Genomic DNA, 19,712 nt, shown 5'->3' with positions numbered 1-19,712 from the left:
GATAGTTATAGAATTACAGGTGATTATCATTCTTGAAATACAGGAAATAAATAAATTTTAATATACTTAGGTACAATATTTGCCGTTATAATTAATAATAAAAAGGTACTTTTTAATTGTTGGAGAACATTATGCTAAATAAAAAAACTACACTATTGCTTAGTTTTATAGGAACTTTGCACTTTATAGCCGCACAAGAATCAAAAATATATACACATGATCAAAAGGAGTATCAGCAAGCGCTGACTCTTTACAACAATGAACAATTTCAAGCAGCACAATCTGTATTTGAAAAAGTAAAACATAGTACTAGTGATCCTGAAACAGAAGCAAATAGTACTTATTATGCTGCTAATGCTGCAGTTAGGTTAAACCAATTGGGAGCAGATAAGCTAATGGAAGATTTTGTTGAAAAATATCCAACTTCTACAAAAAGAAACTCTGCTTATTCTGATGTTGCTGAATATTATTTTGAAACTGGCAAATATCCTTATGCTTTAAAATGGTATAAAAAAGTAGATCAATCTTCACTATCTCGTAATGAATTAGATAAGTATAATTTTAACTATGGTTACGCTTTATTTACCTCTAAAAATAGCAAAGAAGCTGAAAAATATTTAACAAAAGTAGCAACTTCTAAAACTTATGGTTCTCAAGCAAAATATTATTTAGGCTACATAGCTTACCAACAAGATGATTACGATGGGGCAAACCAAAGATTTGATCAAATTACAGATCAGAAAATTTTAGACGAAAAGTTATCTTACTACCAGGCCGATTTAAATTTTAAATTAGGGAAATTTGAAGAAGCTATTGGTTTAGCAAAAAAACAATTGCCAAAATCAGTACGACAAGAAAAATCTGAGTTGAACAAAATTATTGGTGAAAGTTATTTCAACTTAAAGCAATACGATAATGCAACACCTTACCTGTTAGATTATAACGGTAAAAATGGTAAGTGGAGTAATACAGATTATTATTTACTAGGGTATAGTTACTATAAGCAAGGAGATTTTGCTAATGCAATTCAGCAGTTTAATAAAATTATAGGTGGTGCAAATAGCGTTTCACAGAATGCATACTACCATCTAGCAGAGTGCTATTTAAAACTAGATAAAAAATCAGAAGCATTAAATGCTTTTAGGAATGCTTCACAAATGGAGTTTTCTAAAGATATTCAAAAAGATGCTTTTTTAAATTATGCTAGATTAAGTTACGAAATTGGTAATGCATATGAAAGTGTGCCAAATGTACTTACTCAATATTTAGAAAAATACCCTAAAGACGACAGAGCAAATGAGATTCAAGAGTTATTAGTCGATTCTTATATTACGTCTAAGAATTTTGCAGGAGCAATGGAGCTTTTAGAAAAAAATAGGTCTTATGCTAGTGATGCCACATATCAAAAAGTTGCTTTTTATCGTGGTGTAGAGTTGTTTTTAAATGCAGATTATGAAGGAGCAATAATTGCATTTAAAAAATCTTTAAATAAGCCAGAAGATCTTAATTTTAAAGCAAGAGCAAGTTTTTGGAAAGCTGAAGCAGAATATAATAGCAATAACTTTACTGATGCTTTAATTAGTTTTGTTGAGTTTCAACAAAATACTCAGGCGGCATCAACACCAGAGTATAGTAATTTAGATTATAATTTAGCGTATACTTATTTTAAATTAAAAGATTATAATAGTGCATCATCATCTTTTACACGTTTTGCGAGTACAACAAGTGAGTCAGATAAAAAACATGATGCATATTTAAGATTAGGAGATAGTTATTTTGCTTCTAGTAAATATTGGCCAGCTATTGAGGCTTATAATAGTGCACTAGAAGGTACTGGTAGCGAAAAAGATTATGCTGCTTTTCAAAAAGCACTTTGTTATGGATTTACAGATAGAGTAGCAACTAAAATAGAAGAGTTAAATTCATTTTTAACAAAATATCCTTCTTCTAAATTAAAAGATGATGTCTTATTTGAATTAGGTAACTCGTATGTGAGAGCGAATAGTCAAGACCAAGGGCTTCGTATTTATGAAAAATTAATAAATGAATATAAAGGAAGTTCTTTAGTACCAGAAACTATTGTTAGGCAAGGGTTAGTATATTATAACTCTAATAGAAATGAACAAGCTTTAACTAAATTTAAAACAGTTGTTCGTGATTATCCAAATACACAAGAAGCAATACAGGCAGTAACTACAGCAAAACTTATTTATGTAGATTTAGGTAAGGTTAATGAGTATGCCGAGTGGGTTAAAGATTTAGATTTTGTTGAGGTTACTGATGCTGATTTAGATAATGCAACTTATGAATCTGCAGATCAAAAAAATCTAGAAGGAAAAAAAGATCAAGCGATAAAAGGATATCAGAATTATTTAAAAGAGTTTCCTAAAGGAATACATGCTTTAAAAGCAAATTTCAACTTAGCGCAATTATACTATTTTCAAGGCGAAAAAAATAAAGCTTTAGAAAATTATAAAAATGTTGCTGAAAGTGGCGCAAATGAGTATTCAGAGCAAGCGCTTGCAAGAGTGTGCGAAATATATGTGGGTAACTCAAACTACACAACTGCGATTCCCTTTTTAGAAAAATTAGAAAGAACAGCAAATATTCAACAGAATGTAACCTTTGCACAATCTAACTTAATGAAAGGTTATTTTGAGCAAAGAGATTATAATAATACAATTATGTATGCCGAAAAAGTGTTGAATACAGCTAAAATAGATAATAGAATTAAGAGTGATGCACAAATTATGATAGCTCGTTCTGCTATTAAAACAAACAATGAAGAAAAAGCTAAAGAAGCTTACGAAAAAGTTTTACCAATTGCTACGGGGGGTATAGCAGCTGAAGCCTTGTACTATGATGCATATTTTAAAAATAAGGCACAAGATTATGAAGCTTCAAATATTTCTGTTCAAAAATTAGCTAAAGATTATTCAGCTTATAAAGAGTGGGGAGGAAAAGGACTTATAATTATGGCAAAAAACTTTGATGCATTAGGCGATGCTTATCAAGCTACATACATTTTAGATAGTGTAATTGTCAATTTTGCACAATATCCTGAAATGGTAAAAGAAGCTAAAGAAGAAGCTTTTAGAATTAAATCGAAAGAAGCGAAGAGTAATTCGTCTGTAAATCCACAAAACTAATATCAAGTTGCAAAAGAGACACTATATGCATAAGTACATAAAATTAATCGCAATTTTATTTTTTGGATATTTCCAAACTGCGGTTTCACAAGAAAAAAATAAAGATAGTATTGGCACAGAAACGGTAACAGTTGTTAAGGCATATAAGCCAACTATTTCAGATGCTTTTAAAATAAAGTCTAGTCCTGTAATTAATGATTCTATAGTTTTAAAGAAAAAAAATATTAGCTATAATATATTTTCTGTTCCTGTAGCATCAACATTTACACCTGAAAAAGGGCAAGCTTCTAAAGTTGAAAAAACACCACCGCCTGTATTGTTTAATTCATATGCATCATTAGGTTTTGGAACATATGATAATGCCTTAGCAGAGTTTTATACAAGTAGGTCTATTAATAGAGATGAGCGTTTAGATATAGGTTTAATGCATCATTCAGCTAGAGGAGATGTAGATCGTGTTGCTTTAAATAATGCTTTTTACGATACAAAATTGACAGGGGCATACTCTAAAAGAGATCGAGATATGGATTGGGGAGCCAATGTTGAGTTGCAACATCAGCTTTATAATTGGTACGGATTGCCTATAGGCATCTATACTGATGAACAAATAGCCGATATTGATGCTAAACAAAATTACTTTAATGCAGAGGTTTCTGGTCACTTGAGTATAGATGATGGCTATTTTGAAAGAGGAGAAGTACTGATTCGTCGTTTTTGGGATGCTACAAATTCTGCCGAAAATAGAGCAATGCTTAAAGGTGCTGCAGAAATACCTATTGGAGACGAAAACATAGCTATTAAAACAAAACTAGATTATTTAGGGGGAGATTTTAAAAATGCAGATGTAAAAAATATTGATAATTCTCCAGCTATAAATTATGGCTTTTTTCAAATAGGTATAGGGCCAAGTATAGAAATACTTAGAGACGATTTAACATTGAATTTGGGTGTTAATCTAGTTTACGGCATGGATATAGAAAACAGTGATAGCAATTTCTATATATACCCAGATATTACTGCAAGTTATAGGTTGGTAGATGATACAGTTATTGCTTACGGAGGTATTCAAGGTGAGTTGATACAAAACTCGTTTCATGATTTTGTTGAAGAGAACTCTTTTGTTTCGCCAACATTAACAATACAGCCAACAGATCAAAAGTATAATGCATATGCAGGTATAAAAGGTCAGTTGTTACCGAATTTAAGTTATAATGTAAAAGCATCATATAAAACAGAAAATAGAAAACCTCTTTTTAAGTGGAACCCTTTAAATGAATTTAGGGATGATGAAAAAGGGTATTATTATCGAAATTCTTTCGAGGTTTTTTATGATGACTTAAAGACGATTGGAATTTTTGGAGAATTAAACTTTAATATTAAAAAAGAGTTTACTTTAGGAGTAAATGGAGAAGCTTTTTCATACACAACAGAAACAGATGATCCTGCTTGGAATTTACCTAAGCTAAAAGGGTCTTTATTTGCAGATTATCACTTTTTAGATAATTGGTTTCTAGGTGCAACATTATTTTATGTAGGGGAGCGTACTGACTTAGCTACTGATGCAGTACAGAATGTGCAACCTTCTGAATTTCCTTCGGAAATTATTACTTTAAATAGCTATTTTGATGCAAATGCACAGCTAGGTTATAAATTTAATACGCAACTTTCTGCTTTTGTAAAAGCAAACAATATAGTTGGTAACTCTTACCAAAGGTGGGCAAACTATCCAGTACAAGGGTTCCAAGTATTGTTAGGAGCTACCTATAAATTTGATTTTTAAAAAGCTATAAATTAGCATTATTCTTACTTAAATAATGCTAATTTTAACATTTCAACTGGTTTTTATTTCATTTCATCAGGTTTTTTGGGTAAATCGATTTATTATGTAGTATTTTACCTACATAATAAAATTAAAATAATGAAGAATCTCCCCCGAATCTTGTTTTTAATTACAAATTTATTTTGTTTTTTTTTACAAAGTCAAAACCTAGTTAAAAACCCAAGTTTTGAAATTAGTAATAGGTGTCCTAAAGAATTAGGAACATTAAGTGAAGATGCTGTAAGCTGGAGAAAACCAACTTCAGGTACAACAGATTATTTCACAACATGTAGTGAAGAACTTTCTCCTGAAAACAATTTTATAGGTTCTCAAAAACCTTATGATGGCGAGTCGTTCGCTGGGTTCTATTTATATGCGCCAAATGATTATAGAGAATATATAACTGCAGAGTTGACTACTCCTTTAGAGAGAGGGATGTCATATGAAATTTCTTTTATGGTAAACTTAGCAGAAAATGTAGAGTTTGCAATTAATGAGTTTGATGTTTTATTAACCAAAAAACTCTTTACAATGGATACTTCCAAAAATTTAGACTTATACTATGTTAGATCAGGTATGTCTACTAATTACAAAAGAATTATAGAATCTAAATTTATATCAGATTCTGATACTTGGACCAAGATTTCAGCAACTATAAAAGCAAAAGGAGGAGAACGTTTTTTAACCTTAGGTAATTTCAGAACAAATAGCGGAACAAAAAAAGAAGTTGTTCGTAAGGCAACACGTAAGTCTGCTTATTACTTTATAGATATGGTTTCTGTTAAAGCTGTAGATTCTTATAAACTGGAAGAGTTATATGTTATTGATAATTTAAACTTTGATTTTAATGAAACAGTTGTAGAGATTAATTATAATGAGCAATTGAAAAAGTTAGTTTCTCATTTAAAATCAAACCCTAAATTAAAAGTTTATTTATACGGTCATACTGATGCTAAGGGTTCTTTAAAATATAATGAAGATTTATCGCAAAAGAGGGCGGAAACTGTAGCCAAATTTTTAATCAAATCTGGTTTAAGTGAAAATAGAATTTCATGGAAAGGTTTTGGATTTAGAAAACCAATAGTGACAGACGAGAAAGAAGATTTACAGTTTAAAAACAGAAGAGTTGAGTTTTTGCTTACAGAGCAAAATAGTAGCTATGCTAAAACTGTTTTTGAAAAATTATAAGTTGTAAAGTAGCTGTATCTTATTTTGTTACAATAAGCTGTAGGGTATTCAGATTTATCTTTTTAATTGTTTTTAAATGTAATAGTTGATAGTTAATGTAACTATCAGTAAATTAATTATTTATGTTCTGTAAATTCTTATTTTTAATATTATAGTTAAATGTTTAACGGATTAGTTTTTAGCGTACATTCGCGCCGAATTACTTCCCTTAAATGTCTATAGAAAAGAAAGTTAAAGCAGTAGATTTATTATACGCTGATTTAGATAAAGAGATTGCAATATTTCAATCAAAAACCAATTTACATTGTAAAGCAGGCTGCGGTAGATGTTGTACATATGCTGAGGTGGATGCATCCCCTTTAGAGTTTCTTCCATGGGCATTTCACTTATTTTTAAATGGAACTGCATATACAACTTTAGAAGAGTTAAAGTTAAAAACAAGCGCTACTTGTCATATATATCAACCACTATCTATTGTTGATGTTGCTAGTGGAAAATGTAGTGATTATCAATATCGAGGTTTAATTTGTAGGCTATTTGGTTATGGTGCAAGTAGAGATAAGCTAGGCGAATTACGTTTAGCAACTTGTAAGATTATTAAAGAAGGGCAAGCAGAAAATTACGAGAATGCTAAAACAGCGATGAAAAATGGCTTATACGTGCCAATTTTTACCGATTATTATATGAATCTTTCTCAGATAGATTTTAAACTAGGAAATGTAATTGTGCCAGTAAACAAAGCATTACAGCTAGCAATAGAAGAGGTGTTGCAGTATTATGCATACCGACCTTTTCCGAGTGGCTTTGAGAACTGTGCCTAGTTTGCTAAGATTTTAAATCAATCTCTTTTAAATTTTCTATTCTGTTTCGTATAAGAAAAGCATCAATAGTTTCAAAATGTTCTATTACACGTTTTTCTTTAAATTCAAATACCTTTTCAGATAAGCCTTGTAAAAAGTCTCGATCATGAGAAACTAGAATAAGTGTACCATCAAAATCTAATAAAGCCTCCTTTAATACATCTTTAGATTTTAAATCTAAGTGATTTGTAGGCTCATCTAATATTAGTAAATTAACAGGGTCTAATAAAAGTTTAACCATTGCTAAACGTGTTTTTTCTCCACCAGAAAGAACACTTACCTTTTTTTCAATATCCTCACCACTAAACATAAAGCGACCTAGAATATTTTTTATTTGAGTTCTGATATCTCCTTTTGCAACTTCATCAACAGTTTGAAAAATTGTTAAATTAGGATCTAAAAGAGATGCTTGGTTTTGAGCAAAATAGCCAACTTTTACATTGTGGCCTAATTCACATTTCCCTTCAAAATCTATTTCACCCATGATTGCTTTTATCATTGTCGATTTTCCTTCTCCGTTTCGGCCAACAAAAGATACTTTTTCACCACGAGAAATACTCATGTTTGCATCTTTAAATACAACATGGTCTCCATATGTTTTCGTAAGCTCGTTTACGGTTATCGGGTAATCGCCAGAACGCTGCGCAGGTGGAAATTTTAACCTTAATGATGCATTGTCAATTTCATCAATTTCTATAATTTGTAACTTTTCAAGCATACGCTCTCTAGAGGTAACTTGGTTAGTTTTAGAATAAGTACCTTTAAAACGGTCTATAAAAGTTTGGTTGTCTGCAATAAATTTTTGCTGCTCTTGATATGCCTTTATTTGATGACTTCTGCGTTCTTCACGTAATTGTAGATAATGAGAGTAGTTTGCTTTGTAGTCATATATACGGCCCATTGTTACTTCAATGGTACGGTTGGTAATATTATCAATAAATGTTTTATCATGCGATATAACAACTACTGCCTTTGCTTTGTTTAATAAAAAATCTTCTAACCAAATTACAGATTCAATATCTACGTGGTTTGTAGGTTCATCTAAAAGAATTAAATCTGGTTTCTGTAACAAAATCTTAGTAAGCTCAATACGCATACGCCATCCACCACTAAATTCACTTGTTTGACGATGAAAATCTTCACGTTTAAAACCTAAACCAGCTAATGCTTTTTCAACTTCTGCTTCGTAGTTTATTTCTTCAAGAGCATAATACTTTTCGCCTAAGTCAGATACTCTCTGGATAAGCTTCATGTAGCTGTCAGATTCGTAGTCTGTTCTTGTTTCTAGCTCTTTATTAACGCGATCCATTTCGTTTCGCATGTCAAAAATTTGAGCAAAAGCCTTAGAAGCTTCTTCAAATACAGTACAATCGTCTTCTGTTAGTAGGTGTTGAGGTAAATAAGCTATGACAGCATCTTTAGGGAAACGAATATTACCACGTGTCGCATTTTGTACGCCAGCAATAATTTTCATCATGGTCGATTTTCCAGCACCATTTTTACCCATAAGGGCAATTTTGTCAGTCTCATTTATTACAAACGAAACATCACTAAAAAGGGTTTCTCCACTAAACTCAACGGCAATATTATCAACAGAAATCATAACAGAAAATTTGAAGTTGTAAAACTAATTAAAAGCAATGTATTTATTCTTCTAATTTTAATATGGATGTGGTATAATTTCTGATTTTAGCGCAAAGTGCACCGTCATTTATTAATGAATGGGCATAGCTAGGGAAAATTTCATTTAATTTGATAACCCAGTCTTTGCTTTTTATTTGTTCAGGAAAACACTCATTTAGTACATTTAATATTATAGAAACTGATGTTGAAGCACCAGGAGAGGCTCCAAGTAAGGCCGCCAATGTTTTATTTTTGTTAGTGACTATTTCAGTACCGAATTTTAAAACACCACCTTCTTTTTTATCTTTTTTTATAATTTGTACTCTTTGGCCTGCAGTAATTAGTTCCCAATCATCAAAATTTGCTTCAGGGTAATATTTTAATAAAGCATTAAAGCGTTCTTTGGGCGATTGTATTACTTGCTCGATAAGGTATTTGGTGAGCGATACATTGTGTAAGCCAGCGGATAGCATAGGGAATATGTTATGTGCATCAATAGATAAAGGCAAATCAAAATAAGATCCATTCTTTAAAAATTTTGTTGAAAACCCTGCATACGGACCAAAGAGTAAAGAGCGCTCACCATTCAACATGCGGGTATCTAAATGTGGAACAGACATTGGTGGTGAGCCTTCTTCTGCCTTACCGTATACTTTTGCTTCATGTTGTTTAATAACCTCGTGATTATTGCATTTTAAAAATTGCCCACTCACAGGAAATCCGCCATAGCCTTCTCCTTCAGGGATATCAGATTTTTCTAATAATTTTAATGCGCCACCACCTGCGCCAATAAATACAAAATTGGTTGTAATTGTTTTTTCTTTATCCGTATGTAAATCAGTAACTTCTATTTCCCATGTACCGTCTTTTTTGTCGTCAATATCTTCTACTTGATGCCCTAAATTAATGTTAACTCCATTACATTTTTCTAAATAAGCTATCATTCCTCTTGTTAGTGCACCAAAATTTACATCAGTACCAATTGGCATTCTTGTAGCAGAAATATTTTCATTAGGGTTTCGTCCATTCATCATCAATGGAACCCAATTTGCTATTTCATCAAAATCGGATGAGTGCTTCATATCTGAAAAAATCGGGAATTTGGTAAGCGCTTTATATCTTTTTTTTAGAAAAGCATTATTACCATCACCCCAAACAAAACTCATGTGGTCAATATCGTTTATAAAAGGAGAGTTTGTTTCTATTAAATTATTTTTTATTAGATAAGCCCAAAGTTGTTTTGAAATTTCGAACTGCTCGCTAATTTTTAAAGCTTTTGTTATGTCAATTTCACCAGTATCTGTTTCTGGTGTGTAATTAAGTTCGCAAAAGGCTGAATGCCCTGTTCCTGCATTATTCCATGCATCAGAACTTTCTGCGCCAACTTTATCTAAACGTTCGTAAATATTAATTTGAGCATCTGGTATTAATTGTTTTATAAGAACGCCTAATGTGGCGCTCATTATTCCGGCGCCTATAAATGTAAAATTATGTTTAGAACTCATTTTTTAAATTTAGTGTTCTAAAGTTAAGAAACCTTTGCTAACCTTTTCTTGTTCTTTTTCGAAGTTTAAAAAGTCGATCTTCGTAATAAGCTTTTAACTCATCTAAAAAAGTCATTGGGTTAGCATATTCTTCTAATACCTTGTAAGTGTGTTTGTTTTTTAATGCTAGTATTTGTTGTTCTAATTTGTCAATTTCTAAAAGTAAATATTCATTGTCGATGTTTCTTTTAATAGTAGGAACAGAGTTGAAAATAGTGCCATTTAGTATATGTTGATGAAATGCTTTTAGTGTTTTTAAATCACCAGATGAATATATTTCGATAAGTTTAGTGGTGGTTTCTGTGGCTATTTCTAATTTGTCAATTTCTGTTGAAAATTTATCGGGGTGTACCTTTAGCATAGCTTCTCTGTATAAGCGTTTTTTTTCTTTTTCTTCAGGGAAATTTTTGTTGTTTTGATTTTTGGTCTCGCTAGCTGTAGAAATCACTTCTTCTTTAAATTTATTTCCTTTTGTTTTTTGGAGTATGCGTTTTTCTTTTTTATCTTTTTTTAGTTGTTTATAAAGTACAGATAGTTCTTGCTCTTCAATAATAGCATCTTCTAAATGATTGCGGAGTGTATTCTCAAAAGTATTTACTTTTAATTCAAGCGTATTTAAAATAGCTTTTAAAGAGTCAATTCTCTGTTGTAAATCTTTCGGAATATTGGTAATCGGTACCTGATTTTTATTCATAAATATATTAGAGTAATGGATATTTCTATCGGTGAAAAAAGCATATTATAAATAGAGTATAAAGATATGAAAATGAAGTTTTAGCTATATAATCACCAGTTGTTACTGTTGAATTAAAAAGTGTAATTTAGTGGTGTTAATATTCTATTTATTTCTAAAACTACAGTAATGAAAAAAGTACTCTTAATTATTTTAGCATGTTTTTGCAGTTGTGACTCTCCAAAAGAAGAGGTGGATTTAATTGTATTAAACGCTAATATTTATACAGTTGATGAATCTTTTTCAAAAGCGCAATCTTTTGCGGTTAAAGATGGGAAATTTCTTTTTTTAGGTAAAGATGAAGAAGTTGAGAAATTATATAAGACTGAAAATAGAGTTGATGCAGGAGGAAAAACAATAGTACCAGGTTTAATTGATGCGCATTGTCATTTTTATAGATTAGGACAAAATCAACAAGCAGTTGATTTGGTAGCAACAACAAGTTTTTCTGAAGTATTAGAACGTGTTAAAGATTTTCAACTTGAAAATAAAAGAGAATTTATTTATGGTGGAGGTTGGGATCAAAACGATTGGGAAATTAAAGAATTTCCGACTAAAGCAGAAATTGATATAATGTTTCCTGATACACCTTTAGCTATAGAACGTATTGATGGTCATGCTTATTTAGTAAATCAGAAAGCTTTAGATCTGGCAGGAATTACAAATGAAACAGTTGCTATCGGAGGTGAAATTGTGAAAGTAGATGGAGAATTAACAGGAATTTTAATTGATGGTCCAATGGGTTTAGTCGATGCTATTATTCCTGAACCATCAAAAGAAACAATGATTGCCGCTTTAAAAGATGCTGAACAAATTTCAATTAAAAATGGACTTACTACAGTAAATGATGCAGGTTTGTCTAGAGAAGTTATTGAGTTAATTGATAGTTTACAACAAGCTGGAGATATGAAAATTAGAGTATATGCTATGGTTTCAAATTACCCTGAAAATTTAAAATACTATTTGAACAAAGGAATTGTAAAAACCGAGAAACTTAATGTTAGGTCTGTAAAAGTATATGGTGATGGTGCATTGGGATCTAGAGGAGCGGTAATGAAAAAAGCATATACTGATAAGCCAAATCATTTCGGAGCAATGGTAACACCGGTTGATGAAATTGAAAGCTTAGCTTATAAAATTGCAGCTACAGATTATCAAATGAATACACACGCTATAGGTGATTCGGCAAATTTTGTGGTTTTAAGGGCTTATAAAAATGCTTTAAAAAATAAAAAAGATAGACGTTGGAAAGTAGAACATGCGCAGATATTGAGTACATTAGATTTTGATTATTTTAAAGATGGAATTATCCCATCGGTACAACCAACACATGCAACTAGTGATATGTATTGGGCAGAAGATAGAATAGGCGCAGAGCGTATGCATGGTGCTTATGCTTTTAAAACACTTTTAAATCAATCAGGTATTGTTGCTTTGGGTACTGATTTTCCGGTAGAACAGGTTAGTCCATTTTTAACTTTCTATGCAGCTATTGCTCGTAAAGATGTAAAAGGGTATCCTGAAGGAGGTTTTCAAAAAGAAGAGGCTTTAACGAGAAGTGAAGCGCTGAAAGGAATGACGATTTGGGCTGCGTATAGTAATTTTGAAGAAGAAGAAAAAGGGAGTATAGAAACGGGTAAGTTTGCTGATTTTGTGATTTTAGATAGAGATATAATGGTTATAGATGAATCTGAAATTCCTAGTACAAATGTGCAAAGCGTTTTTATATCAGGTGAAATTGCAGAGTAATTAAGGCATAAAAATTTTATTATATTTTTTTGTGCTTTTATGAATGTCTTCAGATAACGTTTTTAACCAAGTTAGTTGGTTGTTTATTAAAAGCGCCTCTTGTAGTTGTGTACGCATTTGTTTGTCAATTATAGTTTGGCCTGCTTTAATTTGTTGATCTCTTTTATTACTTAAAATATCATAAGAGTTTTTTAGTTTTTCTTGAGCAGTTTCAATACTTAAATGTTGTTTTATAACGGCTTGTCTGTCTTTATCTAATAAAACTTCTGAGTTTTCTAATTGATTTTCAATATGAGAAATAAAAGCATCAAAATATTCGCTTGAGGTTGTAGTTTCGTGGTTTTGTATGAAACTTCCTGTAGAAGCTAAAGCAGAAATAAAAGTGTTATTTAATGATACAATTTCATAAATTAAGCCAACTTCTTTTTGTTTAGATTTTGGGTCTTGTGTCATTCTTTGAAACGCAGCATTTAAATTGCTGATACCTAAAAAAGCATTTTTACGTGCAATTTTGTAATTTAAATTACTAGTATCTTTAGTGTGGTATAAGTTTTTTATAGCTAATAAATAAGCTCTATTTTTTTGTATGGTGGTACTGATGATTGGTTTTAGATTCATAAACTCCCAAGTAGGCCAAAGAACATAATTTGCAATTACAGCTAGTATGGCACCAATTATGGTATCTAAAACTCGATACTTTACAACGATAAAGCTATTAGGTTCAAATAAAGCATAGATAAAAATAATATTAACGGTAATAAAAGCAGCGGCAGACCTGTAACTTTGCTGTAATAGAGAAAAGGCAATTGTTAATGATATTGCAGCTAATACCATATATACAATAGTATTTGTTGTAATAAGTATAATTATGGTGGCGCAAGTAGCGCCTATTAAGGTGCCTATAATACGGTTGATAGCTCTTTCTTTAGTAAGGCCATAACTTGGCCGCATTAGTACAACAAGTGTTAGTATTATCCAATACGGATTTTTAACACCAACAAGAGTTCCGAAAATAAAACCAATAACTATAGCAATTGTAAGTCTTAATGAATGCCTGAAAATAGGAGATTGAATTGTAAAATGTTGCAATAAAATACGAATAGAGTAATTTTCGGTTGTAATAAATTGTTGTACTTCTGTTCGCTTTAAGGTAATTTTTTCTTCTTGACTTACGTTGTTCATAATACGCCTTATTGCTCTTACTTTAGCAACTTGGCGCTCTTGGTAATCATACAAATTTCTTAATATTAAAATACCTTCTCTGCCTTCTGGTAGCTTTGTATTTTTAATGTGTTTTTCTATAAATTTCAGCGTTTGAGATAAACCAACAAGTAAATCTTTTTTGCTTTGCACTTTTTTCTTATGGACTAAAATTTCAGAAAGCACTTGTAAATGCTTGCCCATAGTTATATTCATTTTTTTGAACTTCTTAAGGGCTTTTCTGTTTTCAAATATTAAATCAATCTTGTTGTAATCTATAGTGTTTGCTAGTGCTAATTCAAGAATATCAACTAAAGAAATGAAAATCAGCACTCTTTTTTCGTCAAAGTGAGAACGACCTGATTTTAATCGCTCGCTTAGTAGTAGTTCTCTTAAAACTTCATGTTTCTCATTAAGCTGTGTTTGAAGTTTTAGAATTTCATTTAAAAGAGGTTCTCTATTTTCTTTTTCAACTAATAATTTACCTCTAATTTTAAGGTAGCTTCCTGTACTGTAAAGGGTTTCTGAAAGTAGTTGGTCTTCATCTTTTTTAGGTGCTAACCAGTAAAATACACTAACTACGAATAAAAACCAAAGTCCGCCAACACCTATTAAACCAACATGTAGCCAAATACCAAATTCAGTAACATCTTTAGATAAGCTTAAAACTATGGCTAATAAACCTGAAAAAGCAATCAGCGAACCTCTAAAGCCGTAAGCGGAAATTAATGCAGAAAGAAAAGAAAGTACAGCTATTGTTGCTATTAATAACAGAAAGTTGATTTTAGCAAAAGACATTAAAAGGGTTACGGCCATTACTAGCGATGTTCCAATTAATATACTATATGTTTTTCTTTTTAAGGTTCCTGGTGTATTTCCAGGGGCGTTTAAAAAAACACCAATAGCAATTGGTATGGCGTAAGTTATATATCCGAAAGCATTAAATGATGCTAATGGGATTATGACAGCAATAGTTTGTAATACACCCCTGTAGAAATTAGAGCTTTTTAGAAACAAAATTATTGCTTTTATATAATCCTTAATCATTATGCAAAGGTACTTATCTATTTTAATTAACTACTTTGATTTTTAGGTAAGTATAGTAAAAAAAATAGCCCTCAATACCATAAGATTGAGGGCTATTTTTAAGTTTGAGTTTGTTTTTTTACATTTTTGCAGAAACAGGTACAGATACTCGAGTTTTACCCCAGCCTAATATTAAGTCAGCATTCTTATCACTTTCATTAAAAACAATAGAAAAAGCTTCAAGAGAATCTTTGCCTTCGCTTACGGTACCTTTTACTCTAATTACGTCAGCAGCTTCATCATATGTGTAAGCTCCCCATTGGTTTAATTTACTGTTTAAAATAAAAGTCCATTCTTTAGCACCTGGTACAGTAAATAAAGAGTAAGTTCCTGCAGTAACATTGCTACCTCCAAAAGTTGCATCTTTATAAAAAGTAATTTCAACAGCTTCGTTAGCTCCTGTTCTCCAAACAGCTCCAGCTGGTGCAAGTTCAGAAATTGAACGCCCCTTAAGTTGAGGTCTGCTATACGTTACTTTTACTAATTTTTCTGCTACTTTATAACTAGAAGGGTATGCAGCAGCATCTAAAGGACTTTTGTCCAAGCTACTAAATTTTTGAGCATTTGCAGTTGTTGAAATAAGTAACAAACAAGCTGCGAATGATACTACTGATAAGAATTTTTTCATGTTATTAAATTAAGATCTTAAATGTGAATATGATTATAAGGTACTAAAGTCGGTACATTTTTTAAAACTTACAAAAAAATAGAAACTATAGTTTGGAATTGTTGATTACTTTCTTTTTTTAGTAATTTATAGGTTTTATGTTTTAAATTGTAATCAGTATTGGTGTTTATGTTTTTTAATAGAAACAATAAGTGCATCTTTGCTTTAAGATTGCTTATAAAATATAAAATTATGTGTGGAATAGTATGCGCCTTTGATGTAAAAGAAAGTACAGAAGACTTAAGACCTCAGTTGTTAGAGATGTCTAAAAAAATTAGACACAGAGGACCAGACTGGAGTGGAATTTTTGCGAATGATAAAGCAATATTAGCTCATGAACGTTTGTCTATTGTTGATCCTGCTTCAGGAAAACAACCTTTATTTAGTAAAGATAATAAGTTAGTACTTGCTGCTAATGGTGAAATATATAATCACAGAGAATTAAGAAAGCAGTTTGAGGGTAAGTATGAGTTCCAGACAGAATCTGATTGTGAGGTTATATTGGCTTTGTATCAAGAAAAAGGTGCAAGCTTCATTGATGAAATGAATGGAATTTTTGGTTTTGCAATTTATGACACTGAAAAAGATGAGTATTTTATAGCTAGAGACCACATGGGGATTATTCCTTTATATATGGGTTGGGATAAGAACGGAACATTTTATGTTGCTTCAGAATTAAAAGCACTAGAGGGTATATGTACTAAAATAGAACTTTTTCCTCCTGGGCATTACATGCACAGTTCTGACGGAGAGTTAAAGCAATGGTATACTCGTGATTGGATGGAGTATGATGCGGTTAAGGATAATGAGACTAGCATAAAAGAAATAAAAGAAGCATTGGAAGCTGCTGTTCATAGACAATTAATGTCTGATGTGCCTTACGGTGTGTTACTTTCAGGAGGTTTAGATTCTTCGGTAACATCTGCAATTGCTAAAAAATATGCTCAAAAACGAATAGAATCTGATGATGTTGCTGATGCTTGGTATCCGCAATTACATTCTTTTTCTGTAGGGTTAGAGGGCTCTCCAGATTTAGCAGCTGCACGTAAAGTTGCAGATCATATAAAAACAATACATCATGAGATAAAATTTACAATTCAAGAAGGATTAGATGCTATTAAAGATGTAGTTTATAACTTAGAAACATATGATGTAACTACGATTAGAGCTTCAACTCCTATGTACTTAATGTCTAGAGTTATAAAATCTATGGGTGTTAAAATGGTACTATCAGGCGAAGGAGCTGATGAATTGTTTGGAGGGTATTTATATTTTCATAAAGCACCAAATGCTAAAGAGTTTCATGAAGAAACAGTTCGTAAATTAAGCAAGTTGCATATGTACGATTGTTTGAGAGCTAACAAATCATTAGCAGCATGGGGTATTGAAGGTCGTGTTCCTTTCTTAGATAAAGAATTTATGGATGTGGCAATGCGTATTAATCCACAAGATAAAATGATTAACGGAGAACGCATGGAGAAATGGGTTGTTCGTAAAGCTTTTGAAGATATGATACCAGAGAGTGTTGCTTGGAGACAAAAAGAACAATTCTCAGATGGTGTAGGGTATAGCTGGATAGATACTTTGAAAGAAGTTGTGGCAGAAGAAGTATCAGATGAACAATTAGCAAATGCTAAATTCAGATTCCCATTACAAACGCCAACTTCAAAAGAAGAGTTTTATTACCGTGCAATTTTTGAATCACATTTCCCTTCAGATGCTGCGGCGCTTTGTGTGCCTCAAGAAGCTTCTGTAGCGTGCAGTACTAAAATTGCTTTAGAATGGGATGAAGCGTTCAAGAACATGAACGATCCATCTGGTAGAGCCGTTGCTAATGTGCATTCAGATGCATACGTAAAAGCTTAATGCCTTTAAAATAAGAATTACCACTGTTCACAGTTTTAATTATAATTAGTCAAAAAGAAGCACCTTACTAAGGTGCTTCTTTTATTTAAAAAAATTCGTAAATATTAACTTTCATATTTTTTACAATTATTGTTGATAACTTAATACCTGTAATAGGCGTTCAAAACACTTATTTAGCTCGGTATTAGTTATATTTGTAAGATTGCTAAATTTATATTGAAACCATTAATTTATGAGCGAAGAAGCAAATAAAGACGAGCAAAAAAAGAATAATTATTCAGCAGATAGTATTCAGGCCCTTGAGGGAATGGAGCATGTACGTATGCGTCCATCCATGTATATTGGTGATGTCGGAGTTAGAGGTTTACACCACTTGGTTTATGAGGTGGTTGATAACTCTATAGATGAGGCTATGGGGGGGCATTGTGATAATATTACTGTTGCAATAAATGAAGATAATTCTATAACGGTTAGAGATAACGGTCGTGGTATCCCTGTTGATATTCATAAGAAAGAAGGAGTATCTGCTCTTCAAGTTGTAATGACTAAGATTGGTGCAGGTGGTAAATTCGATAAAGATTCTTATAAAGTATCTGGTGGGTTGCATGGTGTTGGTGTATCGTGTGTAAATGCACTATCTAAACACCTTAAGGCAACAGTATTCCGTAACGGAACTGTTTATGAGCAGGAATACGAAAAAGGTAAAGCATTATATCCTGTAAAAAGTATAGGAGAAACTGATATAAGAGGTACTGAAGTTACTTTTTATCCAGACGAAACTATTTTCACACAGACTACAGAATTTAGTTATGAAACACTTTCAAATAGAATGCGAGAGCTTTCTTTTTTGAATAAAGGTGTTTCTATTACAATGTCTGATAAAAGACAAAAAGATAAAGATGCTCCAAACGGATATGTAGAAGAGCGTTTTTATTCAGAAGAAGGTCTTAAAGAATTTATTAAGTTTTTAGATGGAAATCGTGAGCCACTTATTAATGGAGTGATTTCTATGGAGGGAGAAAAAAACGGTATACCTGTAGAGGTTGCAATGGTTTATAATACTTCTTACACTGAAAATTTACACTCTTATGTGAATAATATTAATACACATGAAGGTGGTACTCACTTATCTGGTTTTAGAAGAGGTTTAACGGGTACGTTAAAGAAGTATGCTGATGCTTCTGGAATGTTAGATAAATTAAAGTTCGAAATTCAAGGAGACGATTTCCGTGAAGGCTTAACGGCAATTATTTCTGTTAAAGTTGGAGAGCCACAATTTGAAGGACAGACCAAAACAAAATTAGGAAACAGAGAAGTTTCTTCAGCTGTTAGTCAAGCAGTATCAGAAATGCTGACTAATTATCTTGAGGAAAACCCTGAAGACGCTAAAATCATCGTGCAGAAAGTAGTTCTTGCGGCTACAGCACGTCATGCAGCTACTAAGGCTCGTGAAATGGTGCAGCGTAAAACGGTGATGAGTATAGGTGGTTTGCCTGGTAAATTATCAGATTGCTCAGATCAAGACCCTGTTAATTGTGAAGTTTTCCTTGTTGAGGGAGATTCGGCGGGTGGTACTGCAAAGCAAGGTCGTGACCGAATGTTTCAAGCAATTTTGCCACTAAGAGGTAAGATTTTGAATGTTGAGAAAGCGATGAGGCATAAAGTTTTTGAAAACGAAGAAATTAAAAATATTTATACAGCTTTAGGTGTTTCTATAGGAACAGAAGAAGATAGTAAGGCTTTAAATCTTGAGAAATTAAGATATCACAAAGTAGTCATCATGTGTGATGCCGATGTCGATGGTAGTCATATTGAAACATTAATTCTTACATTCTTCTTTAGGTATATGCGAGAATTAATAGAGGGAGGTCATGTTTATATTGCAACTCCTCCACTATACTTAGTTAAAAAAGGAGCTAAAAAACGTTATGCTTGGAATGATAAAGAGCGTGATGAAATTGCAGAAAGTTTTAACGGTAGTGTTGGTATTCAACGTTATAAAGGTCTTGGTGAAATGAACGCTGAGCAATTATGGGATACAACTATGAACCCTGATTTCAGAACATTAAGGCAGGTAACTATTGATAATGCTACGGAAACCGATCGTGTTTTCTCTATGTTAATGGGTGATGAGGTTCCTCCGAGAAGAGAATTTATTGAGAAAAATGCTGTTTATGCGAACATTGATGCATAGAAACTAATACTTACACAACAAAAACTCGTACCAT

Annotated in this window: 12 protein-coding genes; 7 read left to right on the top strand and 5 right to left on the bottom strand. The window is 32.0% G+C overall.

Annotated features, from left to right (window positions below; translation table 11 throughout):
* Positions 1 to 131 precede the first annotated feature (131 nt).
* From H0I23_RS10480 to H0I23_RS10465, 4 genes are all read left to right on the top strand, one after another.
* Positions 132 to 3,149 (top strand): tetratricopeptide repeat protein, encoded by a 3,018-nt coding sequence (locus tag H0I23_RS10480; RefSeq protein ID WP_216783255.1) that lies wholly within the window; start codon positions 132 to 134, stop codon positions 3,147 to 3,149.
* Between the two features lie 25 nt (positions 3,150 to 3,174).
* On the top strand, positions 3,175 to 4,929 hold the full coding sequence (locus tag H0I23_RS10475; RefSeq protein WP_216783254.1) for a TonB-dependent receptor: 1,755 nt from the start codon (positions 3,175 to 3,177) through the stop codon (positions 4,927 to 4,929).
* A 138-nt stretch (positions 4,930 to 5,067) separates the two neighbouring features.
* Positions 5,068 to 6,156: an OmpA family protein gene (locus H0I23_RS10470; protein ID WP_216783253.1), complete on the top strand. Its 1,089-nt coding sequence runs from the start codon at positions 5,068 to 5,070 to the stop codon at positions 6,154 to 6,156.
* A 212-nt stretch (positions 6,157 to 6,368) separates the two neighbouring features.
* The gene (locus tag H0I23_RS10465) at positions 6,369 to 6,977 is read left to right on the top strand and encodes a YkgJ family cysteine cluster protein (protein ID WP_216783252.1); all 609 of its coding nucleotides are present in this window, start codon (positions 6,369 to 6,371) and stop codon (positions 6,975 to 6,977) included.
* Positions 6,978 to 6,981: 4 nt separating this feature from the next.
* Here H0I23_RS10465 and H0I23_RS10460 read toward each other — a convergent pair whose 3' ends face one another.
* The 3 genes from H0I23_RS10460 to H0I23_RS10450 are packed head-to-tail and all read right to left on the bottom strand — an operon-like array spanning position 6,982 to position 10,877.
* Complete coding sequence (locus H0I23_RS10460; RefSeq protein ID WP_216783251.1) at positions 6,982 to 8,619, bottom strand: ABC-F family ATP-binding cassette domain-containing protein; 1,638 nt, start codon at positions 8,617 to 8,619, stop codon at positions 6,982 to 6,984.
* A 43-nt stretch (positions 8,620 to 8,662) separates the two neighbouring features.
* On the bottom strand, positions 8,663 to 10,144 hold the full coding sequence (gene mqo / locus H0I23_RS10455; RefSeq protein WP_216783250.1) for a malate dehydrogenase (quinone): 1,482 nt from the start codon (positions 10,142 to 10,144) through the stop codon (positions 8,663 to 8,665).
* Positions 10,145 to 10,181: 37 nt separating this feature from the next.
* A complete protein-coding gene (locus H0I23_RS10450) occupies positions 10,182 to 10,877 on the bottom strand; it encodes a hypothetical protein (RefSeq protein WP_216783249.1) in 696 nt (231 codons plus the stop codon).
* Positions 10,878 to 11,045: 168 nt separating this feature from the next.
* Here H0I23_RS10450 and H0I23_RS10445 point away from each other — a divergent pair, with 168 nt between their 5' ends.
* Complete coding sequence (locus H0I23_RS10445; RefSeq protein ID WP_216783248.1) at positions 11,046 to 12,665, top strand: amidohydrolase; 1,620 nt, start codon at positions 11,046 to 11,048, stop codon at positions 12,663 to 12,665.
* Here H0I23_RS10445 and H0I23_RS10440 read toward each other — a convergent pair whose 3' ends face one another.
* Both H0I23_RS10440 and H0I23_RS10435 read right to left on the bottom strand, forming a co-directional pair.
* Positions 12,666 to 14,882: an FUSC family membrane protein gene (locus H0I23_RS10440; RefSeq protein ID WP_371736631.1), complete on the bottom strand. Its 2,217-nt coding sequence runs from the start codon at positions 14,880 to 14,882 to the stop codon at positions 12,666 to 12,668.
* A 148-nt stretch (positions 14,883 to 15,030) separates the two neighbouring features.
* Complete coding sequence (locus H0I23_RS10435; RefSeq protein WP_216783246.1) at positions 15,031 to 15,579, bottom strand: DUF2911 domain-containing protein; 549 nt, start codon at positions 15,577 to 15,579, stop codon at positions 15,031 to 15,033.
* 231 nt (positions 15,580 to 15,810) lie between these two features.
* On the opposite strand from H0I23_RS10435, the gene asnB reads away from it, so the two are divergent.
* Complete coding sequence (gene asnB, locus H0I23_RS10430; protein WP_216783245.1) at positions 15,811 to 17,484, top strand: asparagine synthase B; 1,674 nt, start codon at positions 15,811 to 15,813, stop codon at positions 17,482 to 17,484.
* Positions 17,485 to 17,716: 232 nt separating this feature from the next.
* Positions 17,717 to 19,678 (top strand): DNA topoisomerase (ATP-hydrolyzing) subunit B, encoded by a 1,962-nt coding sequence (gene gyrB / locus H0I23_RS10425; protein WP_216783244.1) that lies wholly within the window; start codon positions 17,717 to 17,719, stop codon positions 19,676 to 19,678.
* Positions 19,679 to 19,712 lie beyond the last annotated feature (34 nt).

The sequence above is a fragment of the Cellulophaga sp. HaHaR_3_176 genome (assembly GCF_019021925.1).
Lineage (GTDB): Bacteria > Bacteroidota > Bacteroidia > Flavobacteriales > Flavobacteriaceae > Cellulophaga.
This window is presented reverse-complemented; position numbering and strand designations above follow the sequence as displayed.

Excerpts from the sequence above, each read along its gene's own strand:
- H0I23_RS10465 (WP_216783252.1), top strand. The coding sequence starts at position 6,369 with ATGTCTATAGAAAAGAAAGTTAAAGCAGTAGATTTATTATACGCTGAT.
- H0I23_RS10470 (WP_216783253.1), top strand. The coding sequence starts at position 5,068 with ATGAAGAATCTCCCCCGAATCTTGTTTTTAATTACAAATTTATTTTGT.
- H0I23_RS10445 (WP_216783248.1), top strand. The coding sequence starts at position 11,046 with ATGAAAAAAGTACTCTTAATTATTTTAGCATGTTTTTGCAGTTGTGAC.
- gyrB (WP_216783244.1), top strand. The coding sequence starts at position 17,717 with ATGAGCGAAGAAGCAAATAAAGACGAGCAAAAAAAGAATAATTATTCA.
- H0I23_RS10435 (WP_216783246.1), bottom strand. The coding sequence starts at position 15,579 with ATGAAAAAATTCTTATCAGTAGTATCATTCGCAGCTTGTTTGTTACTT.
- H0I23_RS10480 (WP_216783255.1), top strand. The coding sequence starts at position 132 with ATGCTAAATAAAAAAACTACACTATTGCTTAGTTTTATAGGAACTTTG.
- asnB (WP_216783245.1), top strand. The coding sequence starts at position 15,811 with ATGTGTGGAATAGTATGCGCCTTTGATGTAAAAGAAAGTACAGAAGAC.
- H0I23_RS10460 (WP_216783251.1), bottom strand. The coding sequence starts at position 8,619 with ATGATTTCTGTTGATAATATTGCCGTTGAGTTTAGTGGAGAAACCCTT.
- H0I23_RS10475 (WP_216783254.1), top strand. The coding sequence starts at position 3,175 with ATGCATAAGTACATAAAATTAATCGCAATTTTATTTTTTGGATATTTC.
- H0I23_RS10450 (WP_216783249.1), bottom strand. The coding sequence starts at position 10,877 with ATGAATAAAAATCAGGTACCGATTACCAATATTCCGAAAGATTTACAA.
- mqo (WP_216783250.1), bottom strand. The coding sequence starts at position 10,144 with ATGAGTTCTAAACATAATTTTACATTTATAGGCGCCGGAATAATGAGC.